Raw genomic sequence first — 25415 nt, 5'->3', positions numbered from 1 at the left:
AAAAAATCGTGCTCCGGGACGGCCCGGCTCAGTTGTCGCGCTTCTCCTTGATCTTCGCGGCCTTGCCGCGGAGCTCGCGCAGGAAGTACAGCTTGGCGCGACGGACGTCACCGCGGGTCACGACCTCGATCTTCTCGACGATCGGGGTGTGCACCGGGAAGGTGCGCTCGACGCCGACGGAGAAGCTGACCTTGCGGACCGTGAAGGTCTCGCGCACGCCGGCGCCCTGACGGCGGATGACAACGCCCTTGAACTGCTGCACACGGGAGCGGTTGCCCTCGATGACGCGGACGTGGACGTTGACGGTGTCGCCCGGGCGGAAGGCCGGGACGTCGCTGCGCAGCGACGAGGCGTCGACGGTGTCGAGAAGGTGCATGACCTACTGCTTTCTTCGTTGATGCCACAGGTCATCAACGGGATATCGGAATGATGTTTCGGATGCCGTTCCGTCGGGCGGGCGTCGTTCCCCCTGTGGCAGGGGCGCGCGCCGGACGCACACAGCAGCGGCCTATTCTTCCACGTCCCCGGTCCCCCGCCCAAATCGGCCGTCCTCGCCCGCCGACCAGCCAAGAGCGGCCAGGATCGCGCGGTCGTGTTTGTCGAACGCGGCGGGGTCGGCGCGCTCGATCAGATCGGGGCGGTTGAGGTCGGTGCGGCGGAAGGCCTCGTCGCGGCGCCAGCGGGCGATCTTGCCGTGGTGGCCGCTGAGCAGTACCTCGGGGATGCCGCGGCCACGCCACTCGGGAGGCTTGGTGTAGACGGGGCCCTCCAGGAGGTCGGCCATCGCGCCGGGGGCGAAGGAGTCGTCCTGGTGGGAGGCGGCATTGCCGAGGACGCCGGGCAGCAGCCGGGCCACCGCCTCGACCATGACCAGCACCGGCGCCTCGCCGCCGGCCAGGACGTAGTCGCCGATGGAGACCTCGCGGACATCGACGCGGTCGCCGTACTCCTCGATGACGCGTCGGTCGATGCCTTCGTAGCGGGCCGGGGTGAACACCAGCCAGGGCTTGGCCGAGAGTTCGACGGCGAGCTGCTGGGTGAACGGGGCACCGCTCGGGGTGGGGACGACGATCACCGGTGCGCCCTCACCGGACGCGAGGATCTGATCGAGCGCCTCACCCCACGGCTCGGGCTTCATGACCATGCCCGGGCCGCCGCCGTACGGGGTGTCGTCGACGGTGTTGTGCTTGTCGTGGGCCCACTCCCGCAGGTCGTGGATGCGCACATCGAGCTGTCCGCGGGCGCGGGCCTTGCCAACGAGCGAGACGTTCAGCGGTTCGAGGTACTCCGGGAAGATCGTGACGACATCGAGCCGCATCAGCTGTCCTCGCGGCTGCTGGCGATCTCCGCCTGACTGTCGTCGAGGAGGCCGGGCGGCGGGTCGACGACGGCGCGCTGCTCCTCCAGGTCGATCTCCGGGACGATCTCGGAGACGAACGGGATCAACACCTCGCTGCCGTCGGGCCGCTGGACGACCAGCAGGTCCTGGTAGGGCAAATGGGAGATCTCGGAGATCCGTCCGACGGCGGTGCCGGCGCGGGTGACGACATCGAGGTCGATCAGCTGGTGGTCGTAGAACTCCTCGGGGTCCTCGGGGACTTCCTCGGGGTCGACCTCCGCGATCAGCAGGGTGTTGCGCAGCGCCTCGGCGGCCGTACGGTCCGCGACACCCTCGAAGCGCAGCAGCAGCCGGCCGCTGTGCACCCGGCCGGTCGCGATGGTGAGCGGTCCGACGGAGGACGGTTCGGTGGCGAGGACGGCGCCCGGGGCGAGCCGCAGTTCGGGCTCGTCGGTGCGTACCTCTACCGTGACCTCACCCTTGATGCCGTGGGCGCGGCCGATCCGTGCCACTACCAACTGCACGCTGTTTTCTCCCTTGCGTGTGCCTACGGCAGGTCTCCGTAGACGACTGCGGGCCGGGGTGGGCCAGAAGCCCTCCCCGGCCCGAGCCGGTGTTCAACTTGTCAGCGGACCTGGTCCACGTCGACGAGATCGACGCGGATGCCACGGCCGCCGATGGCGCCCACGACGGTCCGCAGGGCGCGGGCGGTACGGCCGTTGCGGCCGATCACCTTGCCGAGGTCGTCGGGGTGGACCCGGACCTCGAGCACGCGCCCGCGGCGCAGGGTGCGCGAGGCTACCTGCACGTCATCGGGGTTGTCGACGATGCCCTTGACGAGGTGCTCGAGGGCTTCCTCGAGCATGCTCAGGCCTCGGTCGACTCGGAGGTGGACTCGGCCGCAGCCTCGTCCGCCTTCTTGTCAGCCTTCTTCGCCTTCGGGGTGATGGCCTCACCCTTCGGCTCATTGCCGGAGTCCTTGGCAGCGGCCTCGAAGAGGGCGCGCTTGTCGGCCTTCGGCTCGGCGACCTTCATCGGCGCCGGGGCGGGCAGGCCCTTGAACTTCTGCCAGTCGCCGGTGACCTTGAGGATGGCCATGACGGGCTCGGTCGGCTGCGCGCCGACACCCAGCCAGTACTGGACACGCTCGGAGTCGACCTCGATGCGCGAGGGGTTCTGCACCGGGTGGTACAGGCCGATCTCCTCGATGGCCCGGCCGTCACGGCGGGTACGGGAGTCGGCGATGACGATGCGGTAGTGAGGCGCGCGGATCTTGCCCAGACGCTTCAGCTTGATCTTGACTGCCACGGAAGTGGTGTCTCCTGGTCTTGACGTGGTGGGGCACAACGGGATGCCACGTGGGGTTGCGGTACTCGGGGTGCCCGATGGACGCGTCAGCCGGAGGAGAGAGGGGTCCTGTGCGACTGTCGAGTACAGCTAGCCATTGTGCCACACGCCCATGGGTCAGCCGACCGCGGCCACCTCGGGGATGCGGAAGGGCTTTCCGCAGCCACCGCAGACGATCGGCGCCTGGGCGAGCACGGACGGTACGACGCGGACGTTGCGCCCGCAGTCACAGACGGCCTTGACGCGGACGCCCCCTCCGGAGGAGCCGTGCCGGGCGGCCGGGCCCCGGAAGCTGCGGGCGGTGTCGGTGGCGGTGGCGACGGTGTGCGCCTTCAGAGCTCTGGCCAGTCGTTCGATGGTGGTGCGGTAGCGCCTCCTGGCCTCGGGATTGAGGGTGACCAGGGAGAAGCCACTGCTGGGGTGCGGCTCGTCGACATGGTCCAGGCCCAGCTCCTCGGCGATCGCCAGGAAGCGGCGGTTGTGGTAGCGGCCTGCGCGGGAGGTGTCGCGGACGCCGCGGGCGGCGGCGATGCCGTGGACTGCCTCATGGAGCAGCCGTTCGAAGGAGAGTTCGGCGCCACAGGCGGACGAGGACTCTCCGATCAGGGACTCGGGCGCGGCCAGGTCCGGCAGCTCGGGATGGTGCCGTTGAATATCGGCCCAGGCGAGCGCCAGTTCGGCGGCGAGGACAGGCGGTGTCGTGCTCACGTCGTAACAACGAGCCGGGGTTGCCCAGTGTTCCGATTCCGGGGCATCCCAAATAATTTGCACGTACCAGTCAGTTTCCGGTCATGAGTCGTGCCGAGGGCGGGTGCGCAGATCTGCGCAGAAGGCGCCCAGCAGCCCTCAAGCCGGTACGTATCCCCGCGTACGCCGCATGGCGTAGCCGGTCGTATACCGGGGCAACGATCACCGCGGTGATCGTACGGGGGCCGCCTGTGCCCGGCGGAACCGGCTCCTGTCCCACCGTAGGGGCCGGTGGAGGCGGGTGGCCGACCGGCACCCCGGGGCGCGGGGAGCGTCCGGGTGGCGGGCGCTGCCGTGGCGGAACGGCGCGGGCCGGGGCACCCTGGAACGGCGCTCCAGGGAGCGGGCCCGGCGCACACGGGGGCGCTCGGGAGACAACCCCGGCGCACCCCCTGGACGCCCGGACGAATGCGCAGTTGTCTGGATCGCGGGGGGCGCACCACGCGCGAATCACGGGGACGATCGGTACGGAGCAGCTTCGGGTTCTCGGCGAATAGGGGCGCTAGCGATGTCACCCACGCTCGTGCGGCACCAGCTTCCGCGGTCCGGATCCATGCGCTGCGACGACCCGCCCGTTCCGGCCCGGTCACGGGCGCGCACCCGTGACTGGGCCGAGATCCAGGAGCGGATGCTGGTGCCGCTGTACGAAGCCGCGTACGACCGTTTGGGGATCGGTCCCGGTACCCGTCTGCTGGGTCTCGGCTGTGGCTCCGGTCTGGCACTGCTGCTCGCGGCGGCGCGGGGCGCGCAGGTCAGTGGGGTCGATGTGGACGAGTCCCGGCTGGAGCTGGCGCGTGAGCGGCTCACGCCGGACGGTATGCCGGAGCACACCCGGCTGGTCAGCGGTGGTCTGGAGGACGCGGCGCCCGAGGACGCCGCCTTCAATGTGGTCACGGCGTTCCACCCGGTGGGCTGTGTGAGCACGGTCGAGGGGCTGACGGCATCGCTCACCGCGGCGGCCGGGCTGGCGGAGCGCGGCAGTGCGGTGGTGCTGGGCGGCTGGGGCCCGGTGGAGCGGTGTGCCACGGCCGGGGTGCTGCGGGTGGCGCAGCCGCCGGCCGGACCACCGGGCGGCTATGTCGTCGGCTCCACGGGATGGCGGCCCAGCGGCCGGGACGATCTGGAGGAGCTGGCGGAGCGGGCCGGGCTGCGGCCCGACGGTTCGGGCCGGGTGGCCTGCCCGTTCGGGTACGCCGATCTGGCGAGTGCGGTGCGCGGGCTGCTGTCGACGGGGCTGTTCGATGCGGCGCTGGAGGCGGCCGAGCAGCGTCAGGTGGAGAAGGAGCTCGCGGAGGCGTTGCATCCGTACCAGCGGGCGGACGGGACGGTGTGGATGCCGAATGTCTTCCGCTATCTGATCGCGCGGACGCGGTAGCGCGGGCCGGCGGCAGGCCCGGGGTGGGCATCCGGCGGGCGTTTGGCAGTATCCAGGATCCTGTTTACTGTCATTTGTGTGAACGGCATCCATGGCCCCGGCGGCCTCGACGAGCGGCTCCTGACCCGCAACGGGCACGCCGCCCGGCAGTTGGCGGCCCTGCTGATCCGGCAGGGCGCCGACGGCGCGGGGATGCGGCTGCCGCGGGTCCGCGACTTCGCCGAGCGGCTGGGGGTGGGCAACGGCACGGTGCAGGCCGCGCTCCGGCTCCTGGAGGAGGCGGGCGCGATCAAGACCGTCGCCCGGGGGCATCTCGGCACCTTCCTCGTCGGGTCGGACCGCGCCGTCCTGTGGCGCCTGTCCGGCCTCGGCACGGTGCCGGCCGCGATGCCGCTGCCGCACTCCCTGCGATTCGAAGGACTCGCGACGGGCCTGCGGACGGCATTCGAGGAGGCCGGCGCACCGTTCGCGATCACCTTCCTGCGGGGTGCGGCCGCCCGGGTCGCGGCGCTGGCCGAGGGCAGGGCCGAGCTGGCGGTGCTGTCCCGCTTCGCCGCCGACCGGCTGATCGGGCGGCAGCCCGTCGAGCTGATCGCCGATCTGGGCCCGGCCACCTACGCCGGCGAGCACGGCCTGCTGTTGCGGCCCGGGGTCACGCTCGGCTCCCCCGGTCTGCGGATCGCCGTCGACGACGCCTCGGAGGATCAGCGGATGCTCACCGAGCGGGTCTTCGGGCACCGTCCGGACGTGGAGTGGGTGCCGTGTTCCTCCCTGCAGCCCTGGGAGGAGCTGGCGCAGGGCCGGGCCGATGCCACGGTGTGGAACCTCGACGAGGTACTTGGACCGGTACGGGGTCAACCGGTCGCGGAGATGCAGGTGTTGCCGCTGGGCGACGAGCTCACCCGCGATCTGGCGGTGCGCCATGCGAGCGCCGCGCTGATAGGCCGTACGGGGGAGGCGGGGGCCGGGGCGCTGGCGGCCGTACGGGATGCGGTGAAGCTGTCGACGGTCACGGCCGTGCAGGGCGAGGTGCTGCGGGGCGAGCGCGTTCCGGCGTACTGAGGTCCGGCCGTGCACCGGCGGGGCCTGCTGCCCGGACCGGTCCGTTCACCCGGCCCGGCCGCAGGCGCCGTTGGCCTGCGGAGCGCGTGGGGACAGCCTCGGCCGCCGGGCAAAAAGTGACGGCATGTTAGGGAGCAAAATCCAGAATCCTGGTTACTGTTGCCTTCGAGGGAAGGACGGCCGCCCATGGAATCCCGGCTCGCCCGGCGCATCCGGCTCTTCCGCGACAGCGGGCAGGTGCGGCCGCAGGTCGCCGCGTTCGTGACGGCCGAGCTGGAGGCACTGGCCGCCGAGGGACGGCCGGTCACCGAGGACAGCGCGGGGATGTTGACCAGCCATCTGCTGATGGCGCTGACCAGGCTGCTGGACGGCGAGACCGTCGAGGCGTTCCGTACGGATGCGGCGGTGGCAGTGGAGCTCGCGGCCCATCCCGAGGCGCTGGCCCGGGCCCGCGCCGTCGCCATACGGGCACAGCGCGAGCTGGGTGCGATGCTCTCCGGCTCGGAGGTCAACTTCCTGGCGCTGCATCTGGCCGTATGGCGCGGGGGCCCGGCGGTGCCCGCGGCCCGACCGCGAAGGGACACCCCATGACCAAGATCCTCACCGGTGGCCTCGGCAAGTCCGAGGTCGCCGGCCGAGTGACCGGGCTCGGGCTGCCGGGCGTCGAGATCGCCGTCAGCAACGACATGGACGCCGCGGTGCAGCTGCGGGCCGGGCGGGCCGACTACTTCCTCGGCACCTGCCACACCGGGGCCGGGGCCTCGCTCGGTGTGCTGGTCGGGCTGCTGGGCGCGGCCGTCTGCCACACCTTCGGGCGGTCGGTGCCCACCACGGAGCAGACCGAGGCGCTGCTCGACGAGGGCAAGAGGGTGTTCGGGTACGCCCTCGACCAGATGGACGCCGTCACCCCCGTACTCGCCCGCGCCATCGCCGCCCGTACGGCCTGACCCATGGGCGCCCTCCCCGCCGCCGCGCACCCGGGTCCGGCTGCCGCGGCCGGTGCGCTCGACTTCTCGACGGCCGGGCAGCTGACCGTCATCGCGCTGTGCGCGCTGACCGCGTACCTGGCGCATCTGGCGCTGGCGGTGTTCAACGACGGCGTACGGCCGTTCATGCTGGACTTCATACAGGGGCGGACCACCCGCAATGCGACCGGTGCGGTCTCCTTCGGGCTGTCGGCCGGGTTCATCTTCGGTCTGGGCGCGCCGATGGCACTGTCATCGGGCGTGCTCAACCCCTGGCTGGTGTTCCTGCCGACCGATCTGCTGGGCATTCTCGCGCCGAAGAAGTGGCTCGCGCCGGTGCTCGGCGGGGCCTGGGGCGCGGTGGTGGTCTTCGGGCTCAAGGGCGCCAACGAGATGGCGCACAAGCTGCCGGTCGATTTTCTGACGGCCATGCAGCAGATGTCGACGCCGATCCTGTTCCTCTTCACGCTGTTCCCGGTGCTGGCGATCAGCAAGCAGTTCGGCAGGCTGCCGGGCGCGGTGGCGGGCGTCGTGGAGCTCGCGCTCGTCGTCGTCACGATGAAGCTGTGGCCGAAGGTGTTCGCCGGGGCGCCGGCGATGGCCGCCGGGGTACTGCTGCTGATCGGCTTCGCGGTCGCCAAGGATCTGCGGCAGCGGCGTACGGAGCGGGCACAGGCGGCGGAAGAGCGGGCACAGGCGGCACAGGAGCGGCCTGCGGTGCCGGACGACGACCCCATGGTGTCGCTGTTCAGCGCGAGCGCGGCCCGGCTGCGCCGCCATCTGCCGCTGTTCATGGCGCTGGGCGCCGGGGTGTGTCTGCTGGCGCAGCTGCACATATTCGGCGGCGGTGAGGCGACGAGCTTTCTGATCGCGAAGGGACGGTCCGCGGAGGCGGCGCAGCTCGACTTCTACCGCGCCTTCGGGTTCCTGCCGCTCATCGCCACCACCGCGCTGGCCTCCGGTGCGTACGGCATCGCGGGCTTCACCTTCGTCTATCCGATCGGCTATCTGCTGCCGAGCCCGTGGTGGGCGCTGGTGTGCGGGGCGCTGGTCTTCGGCGTCGAGGTGCTGGCGCTGAGCGGGATCGGCCGGGTGCTCGGCGGGCTGCCGTCCGTACGCGACTCCTCCGAGCAGCTGCGCGGCGCGATCGGCGCGACATTGCAACTGGCCCTGCTCTTCGGCTCGTTGCTGGCCGCCCAGGCGATGGGCGGCGGGCTGGGCATCCTGCTCGTCGGGGGGCTGTACCTGCTGAACGAGGCGATGGGGCGGGTCGTGGTCCGCACGGCCGCGGGGCCCGCCGCGGTCGTCGTCGGCGGCGTCCTGCTCAACGTCCTGTACTGGCTGGACCTGTTCACCCCTCTCACCTCCTGACGGGTTTCGCGCCCGGACGGGGTTCGGCCGCGCCGGGCGGCCGGGAAGGCACTGATGAACGATCTGCTGCAAACCGTCTCGGGCCCGCTGCCCGCATCCGCCGTGCGCGGCCCGGTGCTCGCCCATGAGCATCTGGCGCTCGATCTGACCCGGGGCGCCGACAGCGCGGCGACCCTGACCCCCGGGCACCGGGCCGCGATCACCGAGGAACTGGCCTCGCTGCGCGCCGAGTTCGGGCTCTCCCTGGTCATCGAACTCACCTGCCGGGGCATGGGGCGCGATGTGGCCTCGATGGCCCGGATCGCCGCGGATTCGGGGGTCGCGGTCATCGCGGCGACCGGCTGGTACTACGAGCCGTTCCACCCCGCGGAACTGAGCCGCACCAGCGCCGAGCAGCTGGCCAGGACCCTGGTCGGGGAGATCGAGCGCGGCTGCGGTGGCTCCGGGATCCGTCCCGGGGTGATCGGCGAGGTCGGCAGCCACGGCGATCTGCCGAGCGAGCCGGAGGCCCGCACGCTGACCGCGGCGGCACTCGCCGCAACGGCGACCGGTCTGTCGGTGGCCACCCATGCCCAGTTCGGCCGCGGCGGCCTGGCCCAGCTGGAGCTGCTGACGGCGGCCGGGCTGCCGCCGCACCGCGTCAGCATCGGCCACCAGGACCTGCTCGACGATCCGGCCGTGCACCGGGAGCTGGCGGCGGCCGGTGCGTACATCGCGTTCGACACCGTCGGCAAGGAGAGCTACCAGAGCGACCGGGCGCGGCTGCGGCTGCTGCTGGCGCTCCTGGAGTCCGGACACGCCGACCGGGTGCTGCTCAGCTGCGATGTCTCCCGCCACGGCTACCTGGTCAGCGAGGGCGGTATGGGCTACGGGCATCTGTTCCGGTCCTTTCTGCCGCGGCTGCGGGCGGCCGGGCTGGACGAGGAGCTGATCGACCGGCTGACGCGGCGCAATCCGCTGCGGTTTCTCACCGGGCGGTACGGCGCGGACGGCGGGCCGCCGGCTGCCGGCAGCCGCCCGCCGGAAGGCGCCCCGGAATGAGCGTGCGGCTGCCCCGGACCTTCCCCCTCCCGGCCGTCACCGTGCCCGACGCCCTGGCCCGGCAGTTCCGGCTGCTGGAGTGCACCGCCCGGCACTTCGAAGGGCCCCAGCTCTTCGCGGCGGACGCCGGAGTGCTGCCGGGGCTCGGCCGCCCGCGTACCACCGCCCGGGTCGAGGCGGTGCTCGCCGACTTCTTCGGGGCCGAGGCCGCGGCGCTGGTGCAGGGCGCGGGCACCGGCGCCATCCGGGCCGCGCTCGCCGCCGTCCTGGATGCGGGCGATCCGCTGCTGATCCACCGCGCGCCCGTCTACCGCACCACCGCCCACACCCTGCGCGGCCTGGGCATACGGACCGTCGAAGCGGACTTCAACGATCCGCGGGAGCCTGCCCGCGCCCTGGCCTCCGGGGACTTCCGCCGGGCGTACGTCCAGCACACCCGGCAGCGCCTCGGGGACTCCTACGACCTGGGCGCGGTGCTGGCGGCCTGCCGGACCGCGGGCGTGCGCACCGTCGTGGACGACAACTATGCGGCGCTGCGGGTCCCGCGCTGCGGGGTCGAACTGGGCGCCGACGCCTCCTGCTTCTCGCTGTTCAAGCTGCACGGCCCGGAGGGCGTCGGCGCCGTGGTGGGCGAGGCGGACCTGGTGGCGCGGGTGCACCGGGACAACTACTCGGGCGGCGGACAGGTCCAGGGACATCAGGCGCTGGACGCCTTGCGGGCGCTGACCCATGTACCGGTGATGTGGGCGGTGCAGTCACAGGTGGCGGCCGAGGTCGCCGGGCGGCTGACGGCCGGTGAGGTGCCGGGCGTCGCCGAGGCCGCGCTCGCCAATGCGCAGGACCGGTGTGTGCTGGTGCGCCTGGCCCGCCCGCTGGCCCACGCGCTGCCGGCCGCCGCCGCACGGCACGGCGCCGCCCCGTACCCGGTCGGCGCCAACTCCCGCTACGAGATCGCCCCGCTCTTCTACCGTCTGTCCGGCTCCGCGCTGGCCGACGCCCCCGAACTCGCGGACTGGGCCGTACGGATCAACCCCATGCGGGCCGGCGCGGACCTCGTACTGGACATCCTGCGGAGGGCGCTGACGGACCTGCGGTACGGCGGGGAGGGCCGCGGCGCGGAACGCCACGACGCGGGCGGAGGCAACGCGGGCGCGCGCCGGCCGGCCCGCGAAGCGCACCCCGCGCCCGGCCCGGAGGACTGACCGTGTTTCTCGACGCCGTCCTCGCCCGCAATCCCCGGCTGGTCGCCTGTGCGACCGAGCTGCACCGGAGCGGAGCCATCCCGCCCGACACCTATGTCATGGATCTGGACGCGGTGACCGCCAACGCCGCGCTGCTGGCCGAGGAGGCCGGCCGGCTGGGGCTCTCCCTCTGGTTCGTGGTCAAACAGCTCGGCCGCAATCCGGAGCTGATCCGGGCCATCGCCCGCCATATCCCACGCTTCGCCGCCATCGACCCGCCCGAGGCGCGGGTGCTGCACACGGCGGGCGCACGGGCCGGGAACCTCGGTCATCTGGTGCAGATCCCCCATCGTGCGCTGCCCGAGATGCTGGCCTGGCGCCCGGAAGCGGTCACCGTCTACGACCTCGCCAACGCCCGTGCCGTCTCGGAGGCGGCCGGCCGGCTCGGCCGCGTCCAGGACATCCTCGTACGTATCGAGGGGGCGCCCGGCGCGGGGTATCCGGGGCAGGAGGGCGGGGTGCCGCCGGCCGGGATCGAGGCGTTCGCCGACGCGGCGGAGCGGCTGCCGGGCGTACGCGTCGCGGGCGTGACGGCGTTCCCGTGTCTGCGGTGCGACCCCGGTACCGGCCGGCCACTGGCCACCCCGAATCTCGCCATGGCCCGTACGGCGCGGGAGTTGCTCGCCGAGCGGAGGGGCATCGACCCGGCCGGGCTGCTGCTGAGCGCCCCCGGCGTCACGTCGATGGCGAGCCTGCCGCTGCTGGCCCGGCTCGGCGCCACGCACGGGGAGCCGGGGCACGCGCTGACCGGCACCACTCCCCTGCACGCCGCCGGGCCGCGGCAGCCGGAGACGCCCGGCTATGTGTATGTGAGTGAGGTCGCGCATGTCCTCGCCGACGGCCGGCCGGCGCTGTTCGGCGGCGGTTTCTACCCGCGGGCCGCCATCCGCTCCGCGCTGATCCCGCGCACCGGCGCGCGCCTCGCGGTGCAGGGCGCCCCGCCCGAGAACATCGACTACTACCGGCTGCTGGCTCCCGGCGATGCACGGCCCGGCGATACCGCCCTGCTGGCCTTCCGCACCCAGGTTTTCGCCACCCGCAGCACGGTCGCGGTGGTGTCCGGCCTGGCGGACGGGGCGCCGGAGTTGACGGGGTGTTACGACCCTTGGGGGCGGGCTGTCGGGGAGGGGTGAGGTGCGAGCGGTCAGGGGCGCCCGTCGGGGCCGTCGGGGAGCGGTGGGGGCGGCCGTGAGGAAGGTGCGTCCGGGGGGCCGGAAGCGGGTCCGCCGGGGGCCGGAGCCGCATGAACTGCTCGAACTCGACCCGCATGAACCGCATGAACCGCATGAACCGCATCAACCGCCATGAGTGCCCCCTACCCCGCCGCCCACCCCACACCTTTTGTTTTTCCCCGCCGCCCACCCCCCTTCGGGGGGTGGGCGGGTGTAGACGGTCGGTTCCGGGGACCAACAGCGCCCCCTCCCCCCCAACCGAACAAGCCCCCAACCACCCAACGGCGGTCAGGGGCTCGTGAGCCGAAGCTGTGGTGGCTCAGCCCATGAACTTCTTGAATTCCTCGGGGAGTTCGAAGTTCTGCGGGTCCTGGCCGTCCTGCGGCAGGCCCAGCGGGTTGCCGGACTGGGCGGCCTCGCGGCGCGCTGCCGCGGCCTCCTCCTCGGCCTTGCGCTTCATCGGGTTACCGCTCTTGCGCTTGCCCTTGGCCTGCTTGACCTGCTTCTTCTTCCGAGCGCCACCGCCCATGCCAGGCATCCCCCGCATGCCGGGCATGCCGCCGCCCTGGGCCATCTTGGACATCATCTTGCGGGCATCGAAGAACCGCTCGACCAGGCCCTTGACCGCGCTGACGTCGACACCGGAACCCTTGGCGATACGGGCCCGACGCGAGCCGTTGATGATCGTCGGCTCCTGGCGCTCGGCCGGGGTCATCGACTTGATGATGGCGGCTGTGCGGTCGACCTCACGCTCGTCGAGGTTGTTGATCTGGTCCTTCATCTGCCCCATGCCGGGCAGCATGCCGAGCAGCTTGGAGATGGAGCCCATCTTGCGGACCTGCTCCATCTGGGCCAGGAAGTCGTCGAGGGTGAACTCCTTGGGGCCCTTCGCCAGCTTGGCCGCCATCTTCTCGGCCTCGGCCTGGCTGAAGGTCTGCTCGGCCTTCTCGATGAGCGAGAGCATGTCGCCCATGCCGAGGATGCGGGACGCCATGCGGTCCGGGTGGAACGCGTCGAAGTCGTCCAGCTTCTCGCCGTTGGAGGCGAACATGATCTGCTTGCCGGTGACGTGCGCGATGGACAGCGCCGCACCACCGCGGGCGTCACCGTCGAGCTTGGAGAGCACCACGCCGTCGAAGCCCACGCCGTCGCGGAACGCCTCGGCGGTGTTGACCGCGTCCTGGCCGATCATCGCGTCGACGACGAAGAGGACCTCGTCGGGGCTGACCGCGTCGCGGATGTCCGCGGCCTGCTGCATCAGCTCCTGGTCGATGCCCAGCCGGCCGGCGGTGTCGACGATGACGACGTCGTGCTGCTTGGTCCGCGCGTACTCGATCGAGTCCTTGGCCACCTGGACCGGGTCGCCGACGCCATTGCCGGGCTGGGGGCCGTAGAAGGCGACCTCGGCGCGCTCCGAGACGACCTGCAGCTGGTTGACGGCGTTGGGGCGCTGGAGGTCACAGGCGACCAGCAGCGGGGCGTGGCCCTGCGTCTTGAGCCAGCGGCCGAGCTTTCCGGCGAGGGTGGTCTTACCGGCACCCTGCAGACCGGCCAGCATGATCACGGTCGGGGGCGTCTTGGCGAGCCGCAGCCGGCGGGTCTCGCCGCCGAGGATGCCGACGAGCTCCTCGTTGACGATCTTGATGACCTGCTGGGCGGGGTTCAGCGCCTGGGAGACCTCGGAGCCGGTGGCACGCTCCTTGACCTGCTTGATGAAGGCCCGGACGACGGGGAGGGCGACATCCGCCTCGAGCAGCGCGATGCGGATCTCGCGCGCCGTGGCGTCGATGTCCGCCTCGCTCAGGCGGCCCTTGCCCCGGAGGTTTTTGAAAGTACTCGCCAAGCGGTCGGAAAGCGTATCGAACACGGCGGTCGTCGATCCTCGGGGTCGGGGGCGGGGTGCAGTCGGCTTCTAGGGTATCCGGCTGCGCAAGCGAACCGGTCCTGCCCTGTTCCCGGCCACTACTGCAGGGCGCGCTCCACGGCCGTGGCCACCTCATGGGCCGCACCGTCGGCCAGCGGCTCCCCGTCCGCCCCCGTGACATAGAACGCATCCACCGCGTTCGCGCCCAGGGTGCTGATGTGGGCGCTGCGGACGGCGACGCCGGCCTGCTCCAGGGCGCGGCCGATGCGGTGCAGCAGGCCGTGTGCGTCCTGGGCACGGACCTCGATGACGGTCGCGGTGCGGGAGCTGCCCGCGGCCACGGTGACCCGGGGCGGCGGGGCGAGCACGGCCCGTGCGCGGCGGGCGTAGGCGCGTTCGCGCTCGGCGAGACGGGCGGGGATGTCGAGGGAGCCGTCCAGGGCGCGGACCAGATCGGCGCGCAGCCGGTCCGAGCGTGGCAGTGAGCCGTATTCGGCGGCCACCCGCCAGCTCAGCAGCAGGACCGGGCCCTCGTCGAGGGGGTCGAGCAGCAGCAGATCGGCGGCGCGGACGGTGAGCCGGTGCAGCGCCAGCACACCGGCCGCGGCGGCAAGGACGCCCGGCTGGTCCGGCACGGCGATGAGCAGTTCCACGCCGACCGGTTCCTGGGCGGGCACTTCGTCCCCGTCCCCGTCCCCGGTGGGGTGTTCGGAGCGCGCATGCAGCGCCAGGACCGGGCCGCCGGTGCGCCGGGCCTCGATCGCCAGCCGCTCCTGCTCCGCGGTCGGCTCGTCGGCGTCCCGTACCTCCGTCTCGGGTTCCCCCGCGAGCCGCGCGGCGACCCGTTTGACCAGGTCGGCGACGAGTCCGCCGCGCCAGGCGCTCCAGGCGGCGGGCCCGGTGGCCAGGGCGTCGGCCTCGGTCAGCGCGTGCAGCAGCTCCAGGGTGCCGGTGCTGCCGACCGCCTCGGCGACCGCGCCGACGGTCGCCGGGTCGTCCAGATCGCGCCGGGTGGCGGTCTCGATGAGCAGCAGATGGTGTCGTACGAGGGTGGTGATCACCGCGGTGTCGCGGGCGCCGAAGCCGAGCCGGGCCGCCACATCGTGGGCGATGGTCTCGCCGGCCACCGAGTGGTCGCCGGGCCAGCCCTTGCCGATGTCGTGCAGGAGGGCGGCGATCAGCAGCAGGTCGGGGCGGTGCACCCGGCGGGTCAGCGCGGAGGCCCGTACGGCGGTCTCGACGAGATGGCGGTCCACGGTCCAGGTGTGGACGGGGTTGCGCTGGGGGCGGCAGCGGACGCGCTCCCAGTCGGGCAGCAGCCGCGTGATGATGCCCTCGGCCTCCAGGGCCTCCCATACGGGCACGGTGTGCATGCCCGCGCCCAGCAGCGTCACCAGCTGCTCCCGGGCCTCGGCGGGCCACGGCACGGGCAGCGGCCGGGTGGCGGTGGCCGTGGCGCACCGGCGGATGCTGTGGGTGGCCAGCGGCAGCCCGGCCTGGGCGGCGGCGGCCGCGGCGCGCAGCACCAGCACCGGGTCCCGCTCGGGGCGTGCCGTACGGGCCAGCACCGCCTCGCCGTCGAGTTCGACGACGCCCTCGGCGAGTGGGGAGCGCTCGCCCTTGCCCGCGGTACGGCCGTGCAGCAGTCCGCGCAGCATGGGTTTGACGGAGCGGGCGCGCAGCACCCGGCCGACCTCGCGCCAGGTGACATCGGCCGCGTAGGAGATGGTGCGGGCGGATTCGTAGGTCTGCCGCAGCAGGGCGTCCGCGTCCAGCATGCCGAGGGCGCCGGCGACCTGGTCCTGCTCCTGGAGGGAGAGCCGGTCGGTGGCGCGGCCGGTGGTCAGATGGAGCGCGTCGCGGGTGTCGAGCAGCCGGGTGCGGGCGGCTTCGAGACCGCCGCGCGGGGCGTCGGCGAGCCAGGAGGCGGCGACCGCACGGAGCGCGGTGGCGTCCCGGAGCCCGCCCCTGGCCTCTTTGAGGTCGGGTTCGAGCAGGTATTGGAGTTCGCCCTGCCGCTCGGCGCGCTCCTGGCACAGGTCGTGGAGTTCCGGGAGCCGCTTGGGGGCGCTTTCGCGCCAGTCGGCGTAGGCGGCGGTGCGCAGCGCGCCGGTCAGTTCCGGGTCGCCGGCCAGGTGGCGGGCGTCGAGCAGGCCCAGTTGCACCTTCAGGTCCCCGTGGGCCGCTTTACGGGCCTCGGCGGGGGTGCGTACGGAGTGGTCGAGGGCCAGACCGAGGTCCCAGACGGGGTACCAGAGGTGGTCGGCGAGCGCGGCGAGGTCGCCGGCGTCGGCGCGGCCGTCGTGCAGCAGAAGCAGGTCGAGATCGCTGCGCGGGGAGAGTTCGCCGCGGCCGTAGCCGCCGACGGCGACCAGGGCGGTCCCGGACAGTCCGGCGGCGGTGGTGTGCCGGTTCAGCAGGTCAGCCAGCCAGTCGTCGGTCAGCCGGGCGAGGGCGGCGCGCCGGTCGGGTCCGATGGCCGCCTCGTCCTGGAGGAGCCGCAGCCTGGCCGCTGGGTAGCCGCCTTCCGGGGCGGGCACGGGATCGTGCGCCGGGCCCGGTGCTCCGGCCGGTCCTGCCGTTTCCTCGACGCTCTCCGTCACCGCGCGCGCTCCTCGGTCGTGTGGTCCCCCGCCGTCTCCGTCTTCCCCGTGCGTCGTGCCGGCACCTTCAGTCTGGGCCGCTGCGGGGCGGGCGGCCATCCGCCGCTCGGGCGTCCGCTCCGGCCCCGGCGGCGGATACCGCTCCAGGGCCGGAGCCGCGCCACGGCGGCGGTGCCGTCACAGTGCGTCCGGTCCCCGCTCCCCGGTCCGCACCCGTACCGCGTCGTCGACGGGGAGGCTCCAGACCTTCCCGTCGCCGATCTTGCCGGTGCGCGCCGCCTTGACGACGACGTCCATCAGCTCTTCTGCGTCGGCGTCCTCGACCAGCACCTCGATGCGGATCTTCGGCACCAGGTCGACGGTGTACTCGGCGCCGCGGTACACCTCCGTGTGCCCGCGCTGCCTGCCGTAGCCGCTGGCCTCGGTGAGCGTCAGACCCTGCACCCCGAATGCCTGCAGGGCGTCCTTCACCTCGTCCAGCCGGTGCGGCTTGATTACTGCCGTGATGAGCTTCACGCGTCCACCTTCTTTGTCAGGGCCTCGCCGAGTGCCGGTCCCTTGCGGCCGACCGTGCCGCCGCCCGCGCCGGCGAAGTCGTACGCGGTCTCCGCATGCGCGGCCTGGTCGATGCCGGCGACCTCCTCGTCCTCGCCGACCCGGAAGCCCATCACCAGGTCGATGACCTTGGCAAGGAGGTACGAGACGACCAGGGAGTACAGCAGCACACAGACCACACCGACGGCCTGCCTGCCGAGCTGGTCGAAGCCGCCGCCGTAGAACAGGCCCTTGGCCTTGCTCTGTACCCCGCCGGTGGCGAACAGGCCGATCAGCAGCGACCCGACGACACCGCCGACGAGGTGGACGCCGATGACGTCGAGGGAGTCGTCGTAGCCGAACTTGTACTTGAGATTGACGGCCATGGCGCACAGCACACCGGCGATCACACCGACCGCGATGGCGCCCAGCGGGCTGACCGCGCCGCAGGCCGGGGTGATCGCGACGAGTCCGGCGACCGCGCCGGAGGCCGCGCCGAGCGTGGTGAACGAGCCGTGCCGGAGCTTTTCGTACGCCAGCCAGCCGAGCATCGCGGCGGCGGTGGCGACCTGGGTGTTGACGAAGGCGACCGCGCCGATGCCGTCGTCGTTGCCGAGCCAGGAGCCGGCGTTGAAGCCGAACCAGCCGAACCACAGCAGTCCGGCGCCGAGCATCACCAGGGGCAGGCTGTGCGGCCGCATCGGGTCCTTCTTGAAGCCGATGCGCTTGCCGACGACGAGGATCACGCCGAGTGCCGCCGCACCGGCGTTGATGTGCACGGCGGTGCCGCCGGCGAAGTCGATGACGTGCAGCTCGAAGAGCCAGCCGCCCTCGCCCCAGACCCAGTGGGCGACCGGGAAGTACACGATGGTGACCCACAGGGCGATGAACAGCGCCCAGGCGGTGAACTTCACCCGATCGGCGAGCGCACCGCTGATCAGGGCGGGCGTGATGATCGCGAACATCAGCTGGAAGGCAGCGAACACATAGACCGGGATGCTGCTGGTTCCCCACAGCTCGGTCAGTCCGATGCCGCTGAGTCCGGCGAAGTGACCGTCCCAGCCGATGAAGCCGCCCTTGTCGGTGCCGAAGGTGAGTCCGAAGCCGTACAGGACCCACAGGATGGTGACGATGCCCAGGCTGATGAAGCTCATCATCAGCATGTTGAGCACGCTCTTGACCCGGACCATGCCGCCGTAGAAGAAGGCGAGCCCGGGGGTCATGATCATCACCAGTGCGGAGCAGATCAGCATGAACCCGGTGTTCGCCGGGCTGAGCGTCACCTTGTCTGCTGCAAGCGTCAGGATGCCTGGGGGCATCGGCGTCTCCTCGTCGTCGATGCGGCCCGTGCGGGCGTGTTTCTGGTGGGCCGACTTCGCGATGAGGTTGTCGCAGCGTGGTTTCGGCCAAACCTTGCGGGTGTTTCACCGCAGTGACGAAGACGGCCCCCGTGTTACGCCTCGATGAACTGCCAGATCAGCCCGGCATCACCCGTTCAACCCACCGAAACCCCCAATTGAGCAACCCCCACGGCGCCCAGCGACCTCCGCGAAAGCGGCGCCGGCTCAGGCGCAAAAAACAGCCCGGCCGCGGCTGCCGCCCGCGTGACCTGGCATGGGGGAGCCGAGTCGGGCTGTACGGGGCGGCGGCCGCGGCCGGAGTCGAGGGGCGGGCCGTCAGACGGCCGCCGCTGATTCGGGGAGCTGGCGGGTGAGCTCGTCACTGAGCCGGATCACTTCGGCAACACCGCCGAATTCGCGTGCCGCGGTATCCACCGTCTTGCGCAGCCGGGTGTTGACCCGCTCCGAGCGGACCTGCCGGGCGAACGGGATGGCCTGCCGCGCCATCGCCGCGCAGGCCTCCGGCTCCTTCTGCAGCAGATGCACGGTGGCCATCCCGATCAGGTTGAGCGCATACGAACGCTGGTGCTCGGGGTCCTGGCCGAACAGCTCCACGGCGCGCTCCATGACGGGCTCGGCGAGCGAGGCGTAGGTGGGGCTGCGGCCGGCGACATAGGCGAGATCGCGGTAGGAGTGGGCGTTCTCGGCGTTCAGCTCGGCCTCGGAGAAGAAGCGGATCCAGTCCGGTTCGGGCTCACCGGGCAGGACGTCGGAGAAGGTGTCGTCGGCCATCCGGACGGCCCGCTTGACCTTGCTGGGCTGGCCCATTCCGGCGTAGGCGCGGGCCTCCATCGCATACAACATGGCCTGGGTGCGCGGGGTGGCCGTCTCGCGGCTGCCGTACTGGGCCAGATGGATCAGCTCCAGTGCGTCGTCGGGCCGGCCGAGGTGGATCATCTGCCGGCTCATGCTGGAGAGGATGTACGAGCCCAGGGGCCGGTCGCCGGCCTCCTTGGAGGCATGCAGCGCCAGCACGAAGTACTTCTGCGCGGTGGGCTGCAGCCCGATGTCGTAACTCATCCAGCCGGCGAGTTCGGCGAGTTCGGCGGCGACCTTGAACAGCCGCTTGGCCACCGCCGCCGGCTGCGGCTCCTGGAGGAGGTCGGTGACCTCGTGAAGCTGGCCGACCACGGCCTTGCGCCGTAGCCCGCCGCCGCACTGCGCGTCCCACTGACGGAACATCGCGGTCGTCGACTCCAGCAGATCCAGCTCCGGCTTGGACAGCCGCGCGGGGCGCCGGACGCGGTCGGGCTGCTCCTCCACACCGCCCTGGCCCGCGGGCACCGGGACCAGCCAGCGCTGCATCGGCTCGATGAGGCCGGGTCCTGCGGCGAGGGCGAGGGAGGTGCCGAGGAAGCCGCGGCGCGCCAGCATCAGGTCGCTGCGCGAGAACTCGCTGATGAGGCTGACCGTTTGGGCCCCGGCCCAGGGCAGGTCCACGCCGGAGACGGACGGGGACTGGTGGGCGGAGCGCAGCCCCAGCTCCTCGATGCCGACCACACAGCCGAAGCGCTCGGAGAACAGCTCGGACAGGATCCGCGGAATGGGCTCGCGCGGCTGCTCGCCGTCGAGCCAGCGGCGCACCCGGGAGGTGTCCGTGCTGATGTGATGCGCGCCCATCTGGCGTGCCCGGCGGTTGACCTGGCGCGCCAGCTCCCCCTTGGACCAGCCGCTGCGCATGAACCACGAACCCAGCTCTGCGTTGGGTTGTTTGGCGGCGTCGGTGCCGCCACTGCCGCCGTTGCCACCCACTGGAAGCCCCCATCCCGATCGCTGCCTTGATGCCTGTTGCCCGGTGCGTGCTGCGAACCATCCACAGCCTGCCGCCTGTTGCGACGCCTGTCCGGGGTACATCTACCCGACCACGGATTCCGGCCACACCTTTTGGCCTGTGCTCCACCGGTCGTTGCCACCGGCATACCCGTGCGAATGATGCCTCTTCGGGGTTCGTGCACCGAAAGTAATCCTACGATCACGCCTCACGCGAGGCCGATTGCGGAAACGCCACCATTCGCCACCCCTTCGTATGAACTCCCCGACAGGCTCTCGCGATTGACTTGACACAGGTCGAGCACGGCCGGGCGGAGCGAAGCGCGCAAGGGCTCGTACGACGCAGCGCACCACCCGGCACACCACGTCACACCACCGGCACCGCGGGCCGGCGACGGAGCGTGAAGGACACCATGTCGTCAACCCGCCGACTCGTAACCACTGGCACGCACCACCCGTTGGAGGGGGCATGGGCTTCACGATCGGCGGCATCCGCGAGATGCGTTCCAGCTCCCGGCGTCGCGCCCGCTCGACCGAAATCACGGCGGTGGCGGAGTACACCGGGCTCTGGGGCTGGGATGTCGTCCCCGGTGCCCGTGCGGTGCGCGTGGGCGGCGGCCGTACGGACTGCTCGTGCGGCGCCGCCGACTGCCCCTTCCCCGGCGCCCATCCGCTGGCCTTCGCCGCGGAGCTGGCGGCCGGGGCCACCTGGGAGACGGCCGCCGCGGCCTGGGCCGAGACGCCGGGCGCCGCGCTCCTCCTCCCGGTGGGCCGGTCGTTCGACATCCTCGACGTGCCGGAGGCCGCGGGCCGCAACGCCCTGGCGCGCCTGGAGCGGATGGGCCTGCCGCTCGGCCCGGCCGCGGTGACCCCGACCCGCCGTGCGCTGTTCTTCGTCGCCCCCGGCGCGGCCAAGGAACTTCCCGATCTGCTCTACCGGATGGGCTGGGACGACGCCACGCTCGACCTGCGTTCCCTGGGCCCCGGCGACCACATCACCGCGCCCCCCTCCGACCTCGGCGGCCACGGGCCGATGCGCTGGCTGCGCCCGCCGACGCTGGACACCGCGGACCGGCCGCCGCAAGCGCGACTGGTGGTGGGCACCCTCGCGTATGTCTGCAACCGCTCGGCGGGGTGAGTCCGGGCAGCTCGTGGCCCGCACCCGGCCGTGCGGCGCGCGGGCCGCGACGCCGCGCAGGGGCTCAGGAAGGCCAGGCACCCGGGACACGACGTCGGCCCCCGCTACCCGCCAGGTGCGGGTCCGGGGGCCGATGACGGTCCGGGCGTGGCGCCCTGGCGGCGGCCTCAGTCGACCAGGGCGTCGACGAAGGCCTCCGGCTCGAACGGCGCCAGGTCGTCCGCGCCCTCGCCCAGGCCGACGAGCTTGACGGGGACGCCGAGCTCCCGCTGGACGGCGACGATGATGCCGCCCTTGGCGGTGCCGTCGAGCTTGGTGAGCACCACACCGGTGATGTCCACGACCTCAGCGAACACCCGGGCCTGGACCAGGCCGTTCTGACCGGTGGTGGCGTCCAGGACGAGCAGTACCTCGCCGACCGGGCCGTGCTTCTCGACGACCCGCTTGACCTTGCCGAGCTCGTCCATCAGTCCGGTCTTGGTGTGCAGCCGGCCCGCGGTGTCGATCAGTACGACATCGGCGGCCTCGGCGATGCCCTCCTTCACCGCGTCGAAGGCGATCGAGGCGGGGTCGCCGCCCTCGGGTCCGCGGACCGTACGGGCACCGACCCGCTCGCCCCACGTCTGCAGCTGATCGGCGGCCGCGGCGCGGAAGGTGTCGGCGGCGCCGAGGACCACGGACTTGCCGTCGGCGACCAGGACTCGGGCCAGCTTGCCGGTGGTGGTGGTCTTGCCGGTGCCGTTGACGCCGACGACCAGGACGACGCCGGGGATCTCGTCGCCGCCGTTGCCGATGCCGTTGGCGGTGTGCACGGTGCGGTCGGCGTCCGTGCCGATGAGGGCGAGGAGCTCCTCGCGCAGCAGGGCGCGCAGGCCCTCGGGGGTACGGGTGCCGAGGACCTTGACCCGCTCACGCAGCCGCTCGACGAGCTCCTGGGTGGGGGCGACGCCGACGTCGGCGGTCAGCAGGGTGTCCTCGATCTCCTCCCAGGTCTCTTCGTCGAGGTGTTCGCGGGACAGCAGGGTCAGCAGGCCCTTGCCCAGGGTGTTCTGGGAGCGGGAGAGCCGGGCGCGCAGCCGGACCAGCCGTCCCGCGGTGGGCTCGGGGACCTCGATCTCGGGCGCGGCGGGCGCCTCGGGCTCGGCGGCCGGTGCTTCGGCCACGGGGGCCTCGGCGGTGGGCAGCGTGACTTCTTCGATGGTGCGACGTTCTTCGTCGCGGGGGGTCTCGGCCTCCTCGCCGACATGCGGTTCGGCGGGGGGCGCGGTAACGGAGGGCTTCGGGGCAGCCGGGGGGGACGGCGGCAGCTGCTTCTTCTTGCGGCCGCTGACGACGAGCCCGCTGATCGCGCCGAGCACGACCACGGCGATGACTACGGCAAGGATCACGGTTTCCATAACCCCTCCAGTATCAGCCACGCCCCGCCCGTGGGGACTGCACGCGCCGAACCTGGATGAGTGGTGTCCTGAATCAGCGCGCCGCCGGGCGCCGGGTCACCGCCACCGCCCGAAGGGACGCGAGCGGGCCGTCGGCGGGACATGCGCCTCTCCGCCGGCCGATGACCCGCAGGAGCTGCCGCGGCGGGCCGGCCACCGGGTCGGCCGGCGACCGCCGTACCGCCTCCGGCCTGGTCGGAGAGGCTCGACTGGACCCTTCGACGAAGGTGGGTGACACTCGTTCTCGTCGTGGGGTCCAACGGAACGTACCGGCAGAAGTTGGATCAAAGTACGATGGTCGACGGCCGCGCAACGCGCGTAGAGTCCTGGCAGCCAAATCGCCGGCCAGGCACCACAGCCGCTGCCTGCACCTCCTCTCCCCGGGGGTGCCTCCTGATCCCCGCACGGAGATACCTGCACCATGGGCACCACGACCGCTTCCACGCCCGCAACCGAAGGCGCCGTCGAGACCCGCGGCATCGAGCCCGTTCCCGACCACGAACGCCAGGGCCGCGTCCGCGAGCTCTTCCCGACCTGGGTCGCCGCCAATATCAGCGTGTTGTTGCTCACCATGGGCGCCTCGCTCGTGGTGAGCAACGGGCTGAACTTCTGGCAGGTCCTGCTGGTGGCCGCGATCGCCGCGGCCGTCGCCTTCGGCATGGTGGGCGTGCTGTCGGTCTCGGGCAAGTGGGGCGGCGCGCCCGGCGCGATGCTCTCCCGGGCCGCCTTCGGCGTCCGCGGCAACTACTTCCCCGGCGCGATCCTGTGGGTCGCCCGCTTCGGCTGGGAAACGATCAACGCGGTCACCGGCGCCTATGCCGTACTGACCGTGCTGCATCTGCTGCTGGGCATCGAGAGCAACAACGTCCTCGTCGTCGTCACCCTGCTCGCCTTCGTGGCCGTCACCTACCTGGTGAGCGGCCTGGGCCGCAAGGCGCTCAACGTCTGCAACAAGTACTCGACGTATCTGTTCGGCCTGTTCAGCATCATGGTGCTGGTCTACCTGGTCGCGACGATGAACTGGGACGCCATCTTCGCCAAGAAGGCCGGCACCACCGCCATGGTGATCGCGGGCATCGGCACCATCGCGGCCGGCGGTATCAGCTGGGTGCCCACCGGCCCGGACTTCGCGCGCTACCTTCCGCACTCCGCGTCCGGGAAGAAGATCGTCGGCACCACCGTCTCCGGCGCGGCCCTGGTGCTGCTGCCGATGGTGCTGATGGGCGGCGTGATGGCCGTCTCCGACCCGAAGCTGGCCGGCCAGAACACCGACCCGATGTCGTTCCTCGGCACCGTCCTGCCGGGCTGGCTCGCGGTGCCGTACCTGGTCACCGCGCTGGTCGGCATGGTGCTGATCAACAGCCTGTCGATGTACTCCGCGGGCTTCACCGCCCAGACCATGGGCGTCAAGCTGCCGCGTGCGCTCGCGGTCAGCATCAATGCCGTCATCAGCCTGGTCGGCGGCCTGTTCATGATGCTGGTGGCCAAGGACTTCATCGGCCAGTTCATCGCCTTCCTGACGCTGCTGGCGGTCTCCTTCTCCGCCTGGATCGGCGTCTACGGCATCGACATGGCCCGGCGGCGCAAGCTGGCGGTGCGCTATGACGCCGACAGCCTGATGAACACCGGCCGCACCAGCCGCTACTGGTACACCGGCGGCTTTTGCTGGCAGGCCATGACGGCCTGGGCGGTCGCACTCGGCGCGGGCCTGTGCTTCACCAAGGTCCAGTGGTTCGCCGGCCCGCTGGCCACCACCTGGATCGGCGAGAACGGCCTGGGCTGGGCGGCCACGATCGCGATCGCCGCGGTGGTCTTCGCCGTACTGCCGGCGCCCCGGGAGTCCGTGCCGGCGGCCGGGGCCGACCGGGCGGCCGACGCCCGGCAGCCGGTCGAGGCGGGCTGACCCGGCTCCGCCCCGCGGACCGGATCCCCCCTCTAGTGATCTGACGCTGCGTCAGCTAACGTCCCCTTCGCCCACCACCTTGGCGAAGGGGACGTTTGCCATGTCTGCCCTGCCCGCCCTGCCCGTCACGGTCCTGCGCATCAACCTCGTCGACCCCGCGCCCACGCCCGCCACGCTGTCCGCGCGCTACCGGGCGGCCGTCGAGATGGCCACGTTCGCCGACGACCGCGGCTTCACCATGGTCCAGACCGAGGAGCACCACGCCACCACCAACGGCTGGATGCCCTCCCCGCTCACCTTCGCGGGCGCCGTCTTCGGCGCCACCCGCCGCATCGGCGTCACCGTCTCGGCGCTGATCACTCCGCTGCACGACCCGCTCCGGCTGGCCGAGGACCTCGCCTCGCTCGACCTCCTCAGCGGCGGCCGGCTGGTCACCGTCGCCGGCCTCGGCTACCGGCCCGAGGAGTACGGGGCGCACGGGAAGGACTGGCGGGGCCGTGGCGCGCTCCAGGACGAGGTGCTGGAGACCGTGCTGTCCGCCTGGACCGGCGAACCGTTCCTCTACCAGGGCCGCACGGTCCAGGTCACCCCCCGCCCGTACACCCGGCCGCACCCGCTGCTGCTGATCGGCGGCAGCTCACGGGCCGCGGCGCGGCGCGCGGCCCGCCTGGGGCTCCCCCTCTTCCCCAGCGCCCACCTCCCGGAGCTGGAGGCCTACTACCACGAGCAGCGCGCCGCCTTCGGCACCGACGGCTGGGTGCTGCAGCCGCCCGAGCGGACCTCGCTCCTGCACGTCTCCGAGGACCCCGACCGCACCTGGGCCGCGTACGGCGGCCATCTGCTGCACGAGGCCCGGATGTACGCCTCCTGGCAGTCCGCCGACATCCGCTCCGCGGTGCGCTCGTCCGCCCAGGACGTCGCGGCGCTGCGCGAGGAGGGCGTCTACCGCGTCGTCACCCCGGACGAGTGCCTGCGGCTCGCCCGGCAGGCGGGCGGGCAGGGCTCACTGATCCTGCATCCGCTGTGCGGCGGGATGCCCGTCGACGAGGGCTGGCGCTCGCTGCATCTCTTCGCCGAGCAGGTGCTGCCCGGTCTCAAGGACTGACG

23 protein-coding genes are annotated in these 25415 nt (G+C 72.1%); 11 read left to right on the top strand and 12 right to left on the bottom strand.

All coding sequences use genetic code 11. The annotated features are described in order from the left end of the window. Nucleotides 1-28: 28 nt before the first annotated feature. The 6 genes from rplS to ACWGI6_RS23125 form a co-directional block, all read right to left on the bottom strand. The gene (rplS, locus tag ACWGI6_RS23150) at nucleotides 29-376 is read right to left on the bottom strand and encodes a 50S ribosomal protein L19 (protein WP_393907238.1); all 348 of its coding nucleotides are present in this window, start codon (nucleotides 374-376) and stop codon (nucleotides 29-31) included. A gap of 132 nt (nucleotides 377-508) precedes the next feature. After that, complete coding sequence (trmD, locus tag ACWGI6_RS23145) at nucleotides 509-1318, bottom strand: tRNA (guanosine(37)-N1)-methyltransferase TrmD (RefSeq protein ID WP_453269278.1); 810 nt, start codon at nucleotides 1316-1318, stop codon at nucleotides 509-511. Beyond that, the gene (gene rimM, locus ACWGI6_RS23140) at nucleotides 1318-1863 is read right to left on the bottom strand and encodes a ribosome maturation factor RimM (RefSeq protein ID WP_453269277.1); all 546 of its coding nucleotides are present in this window, start codon (nucleotides 1861-1863) and stop codon (nucleotides 1318-1320) included. The genes trmD and rimM overlap by 1 nt, the downstream gene beginning before the upstream one ends. 101 nt (nucleotides 1864-1964) lie before the next feature. After that, complete coding sequence (locus ACWGI6_RS23135) at nucleotides 1965-2204, bottom strand: RNA-binding protein (RefSeq protein WP_003980229.1); 240 nt, start codon at nucleotides 2202-2204, stop codon at nucleotides 1965-1967. Between the two features lie 2 nt (nucleotides 2205-2206). Next, nucleotides 2207-2647, bottom strand: a complete 441-nt coding sequence (rpsP, locus tag ACWGI6_RS23130) for a 30S ribosomal protein S16 (RefSeq protein WP_030080385.1) — start codon at nucleotides 2645-2647, stop codon at nucleotides 2207-2209. 156 nt (nucleotides 2648-2803) lie between these two features. Beyond that, nucleotides 2804-3394, bottom strand: a complete 591-nt coding sequence (locus ACWGI6_RS23125) for a hypothetical protein (protein ID WP_453269276.1) — start codon at nucleotides 3392-3394, stop codon at nucleotides 2804-2806. A gap of 547 nt (nucleotides 3395-3941) precedes the next feature. Here ACWGI6_RS23125 and ACWGI6_RS23120 point away from each other — a divergent pair. The 8 genes from ACWGI6_RS23120 (at nucleotide 3942) to ACWGI6_RS23085 (ending at nucleotide 11621) form a co-directional block, all read left to right on the top strand. Further along, nucleotides 3942-4808: a methyltransferase domain-containing protein gene (locus ACWGI6_RS23120; RefSeq protein ID WP_453269275.1), complete on the top strand. Its 867-nt coding sequence runs from the start codon at nucleotides 3942-3944 to the stop codon at nucleotides 4806-4808. Between the two features lie 78 nt (nucleotides 4809-4886). Next, nucleotides 4887-5870, top strand: coding sequence for a GntR family transcriptional regulator YhfZ (gene yhfZ, locus ACWGI6_RS23115; protein WP_453269274.1), 984 nt, complete (start codon nucleotides 4887-4889; stop codon nucleotides 5868-5870). Between the two features lie 186 nt (nucleotides 5871-6056). After that, on the top strand, nucleotides 6057-6461 hold the full coding sequence (locus ACWGI6_RS23110) for a transcriptional antiterminator (protein ID WP_453269273.1): 405 nt from the start codon (nucleotides 6057-6059) through the stop codon (nucleotides 6459-6461). Continuing rightward, nucleotides 6458-6817 (top strand): DUF2620 family protein, encoded by a 360-nt coding sequence (locus ACWGI6_RS23105; protein WP_453269272.1) that lies wholly within the window; start codon nucleotides 6458-6460, stop codon nucleotides 6815-6817. Before ACWGI6_RS23110 ends, ACWGI6_RS23105 begins: the two co-directional genes overlap by 4 nt. A 3-nt stretch (nucleotides 6818-6820) precedes the next feature. Further along, complete coding sequence (locus ACWGI6_RS23100) at nucleotides 6821-8206, top strand: YhfT family protein (RefSeq protein ID WP_453269271.1); 1386 nt, start codon at nucleotides 6821-6823, stop codon at nucleotides 8204-8206. Nucleotides 8207-8260: 54 nt separating this feature from the next. Continuing rightward, entirely contained in the window at nucleotides 8261-9247 is a 987-nt protein-coding gene (locus ACWGI6_RS23095; RefSeq protein ID WP_453269270.1) for a phosphotriesterase family protein, read from the top strand. After that, complete coding sequence (locus ACWGI6_RS23090; protein WP_453269269.1) at nucleotides 9244-10449, top strand: aminotransferase class V-fold PLP-dependent enzyme; 1206 nt, start codon at nucleotides 9244-9246, stop codon at nucleotides 10447-10449. The genes ACWGI6_RS23095 and ACWGI6_RS23090 overlap by 4 nt, the downstream gene beginning before the upstream one ends. 2 nt (nucleotides 10450-10451) lie before the next feature. Continuing rightward, a complete protein-coding gene (locus ACWGI6_RS23085; protein ID WP_453269268.1) occupies nucleotides 10452-11621 on the top strand; it encodes an alanine racemase in 1170 nt (389 codons plus the stop codon). Nucleotides 11622-11979: 358 nt separating this feature from the next. Here the strand turns inward: ACWGI6_RS23085 and ffh are convergent, their stop codons facing one another. From ffh to nsdA, 5 genes are all read right to left on the bottom strand, one after another. Continuing rightward, nucleotides 11980-13527, bottom strand: a complete 1548-nt coding sequence (ffh, locus tag ACWGI6_RS23080; RefSeq protein ID WP_453269267.1) for a signal recognition particle protein — start codon at nucleotides 13525-13527, stop codon at nucleotides 11980-11982. 95 nt (nucleotides 13528-13622) lie between these two features. Beyond that, entirely contained in the window at nucleotides 13623-16127 is a 2505-nt protein-coding gene (locus ACWGI6_RS23075) for a [protein-PII] uridylyltransferase (protein WP_453269266.1), read from the bottom strand. Between the two features lie 177 nt (nucleotides 16128-16304). Continuing rightward, nucleotides 16305-16643, bottom strand: a complete 339-nt coding sequence (locus ACWGI6_RS23070) for a P-II family nitrogen regulator (protein ID WP_393907224.1) — start codon at nucleotides 16641-16643, stop codon at nucleotides 16305-16307. Beyond that, a complete protein-coding gene (locus ACWGI6_RS23065) occupies nucleotides 16640-17980 on the bottom strand; it encodes an ammonium transporter (RefSeq protein WP_453269265.1) in 1341 nt (446 codons plus the stop codon). Before ACWGI6_RS23065 ends, ACWGI6_RS23070 begins: the two co-directional genes overlap by 4 nt. Nucleotides 17981-18337: 357 nt before the next feature. Then, entirely contained in the window at nucleotides 18338-19813 is a 1476-nt protein-coding gene (gene nsdA / locus ACWGI6_RS23060; protein ID WP_453269264.1) for a transcriptional repressor NsdA, read from the bottom strand. A gap of 487 nt (nucleotides 19814-20300) precedes the next feature. Here nsdA and ACWGI6_RS23055 point away from each other — a divergent pair, with 487 nt between their 5' ends. Beyond that, on the top strand, nucleotides 20301-20969 hold the full coding sequence (locus ACWGI6_RS23055; RefSeq protein ID WP_453269263.1) for a bifunctional DNA primase/polymerase: 669 nt from the start codon (nucleotides 20301-20303) through the stop codon (nucleotides 20967-20969). 167 nt (nucleotides 20970-21136) lie between these two features. Here the strand turns inward: ACWGI6_RS23055 and ftsY are convergent, their stop codons facing one another. Next, on the bottom strand, nucleotides 21137-22366 hold the full coding sequence (ftsY, locus tag ACWGI6_RS23050; RefSeq protein WP_453269262.1) for a signal recognition particle-docking protein FtsY: 1230 nt from the start codon (nucleotides 22364-22366) through the stop codon (nucleotides 21137-21139). Nucleotides 22367-22826: 460 nt separating this feature from the next. Here ftsY and ACWGI6_RS23045 point away from each other — a divergent pair, with 460 nt between their 5' ends. Then, nucleotides 22827-24308, top strand: coding sequence for a purine-cytosine permease family protein (locus ACWGI6_RS23045; protein ID WP_453269261.1), 1482 nt, complete (start codon nucleotides 22827-22829; stop codon nucleotides 24306-24308). Between the two features lie 100 nt (nucleotides 24309-24408). After that, nucleotides 24409-25413: an LLM class flavin-dependent oxidoreductase gene (locus ACWGI6_RS23040; protein ID WP_453269260.1), complete on the top strand. Its 1005-nt coding sequence runs from the start codon at nucleotides 24409-24411 to the stop codon at nucleotides 25411-25413. The last annotated feature ends 2 nt before the right edge of the window (nucleotides 25414-25415 follow it).

It is taken from the genome of Streptomyces sp. NPDC054786, assembly GCF_053611685.1.
Note: the sequence above shows the minus strand (reverse complement) of the source record. Positions and strands in the feature narration are given on the sequence as shown.

Coding starts and splice junctions, on each gene's coding strand:
- rplS (WP_393907238.1), bottom strand. CDS start 376: ATGCACCTTCTCGACACCGTCGACGCCTCGTCGCTGCGCAGCGACGTC.
- trmD (WP_453269278.1), bottom strand. CDS start 1,318: ATGCGGCTCGATGTCGTCACGATCTTCCCGGAGTACCTCGAACCGCTG.
- ACWGI6_RS23135 (WP_003980229.1), bottom strand. CDS start 2,204: ATGCTCGAGGAAGCCCTCGAGCACCTCGTCAAGGGCATCGTCGACAAC.
- ACWGI6_RS23120 (WP_453269275.1), top strand. CDS start 3,942: ATGTCACCCACGCTCGTGCGGCACCAGCTTCCGCGGTCCGGATCCATG.
- ACWGI6_RS23110 (WP_453269273.1), top strand. CDS start 6,057: ATGGAATCCCGGCTCGCCCGGCGCATCCGGCTCTTCCGCGACAGCGGG.
- ACWGI6_RS23105 (WP_453269272.1), top strand. CDS start 6,458: ATGACCAAGATCCTCACCGGTGGCCTCGGCAAGTCCGAGGTCGCCGGC.
- ACWGI6_RS23100 (WP_453269271.1), top strand. CDS start 6,821: ATGGGCGCCCTCCCCGCCGCCGCGCACCCGGGTCCGGCTGCCGCGGCC.
- ACWGI6_RS23095 (WP_453269270.1), top strand. CDS start 8,261: ATGAACGATCTGCTGCAAACCGTCTCGGGCCCGCTGCCCGCATCCGCC.
- ACWGI6_RS23090 (WP_453269269.1), top strand. CDS start 9,244: ATGAGCGTGCGGCTGCCCCGGACCTTCCCCCTCCCGGCCGTCACCGTG.
- ACWGI6_RS23065 (WP_453269265.1), bottom strand. CDS start 17,980: ATGCCCCCAGGCATCCTGACGCTTGCAGCAGACAAGGTGACGCTCAGC.
- ACWGI6_RS23055 (WP_453269263.1), top strand. CDS start 20,301: ATGGGCTTCACGATCGGCGGCATCCGCGAGATGCGTTCCAGCTCCCGG.
- ftsY (WP_453269262.1), bottom strand. CDS start 22,366: ATGGAAACCGTGATCCTTGCCGTAGTCATCGCCGTGGTCGTGCTCGGC.
- ACWGI6_RS23045 (WP_453269261.1), top strand. CDS start 22,827: ATGGGCACCACGACCGCTTCCACGCCCGCAACCGAAGGCGCCGTCGAG.
- ACWGI6_RS23040 (WP_453269260.1), top strand. CDS start 24,409: ATGTCTGCCCTGCCCGCCCTGCCCGTCACGGTCCTGCGCATCAACCTC.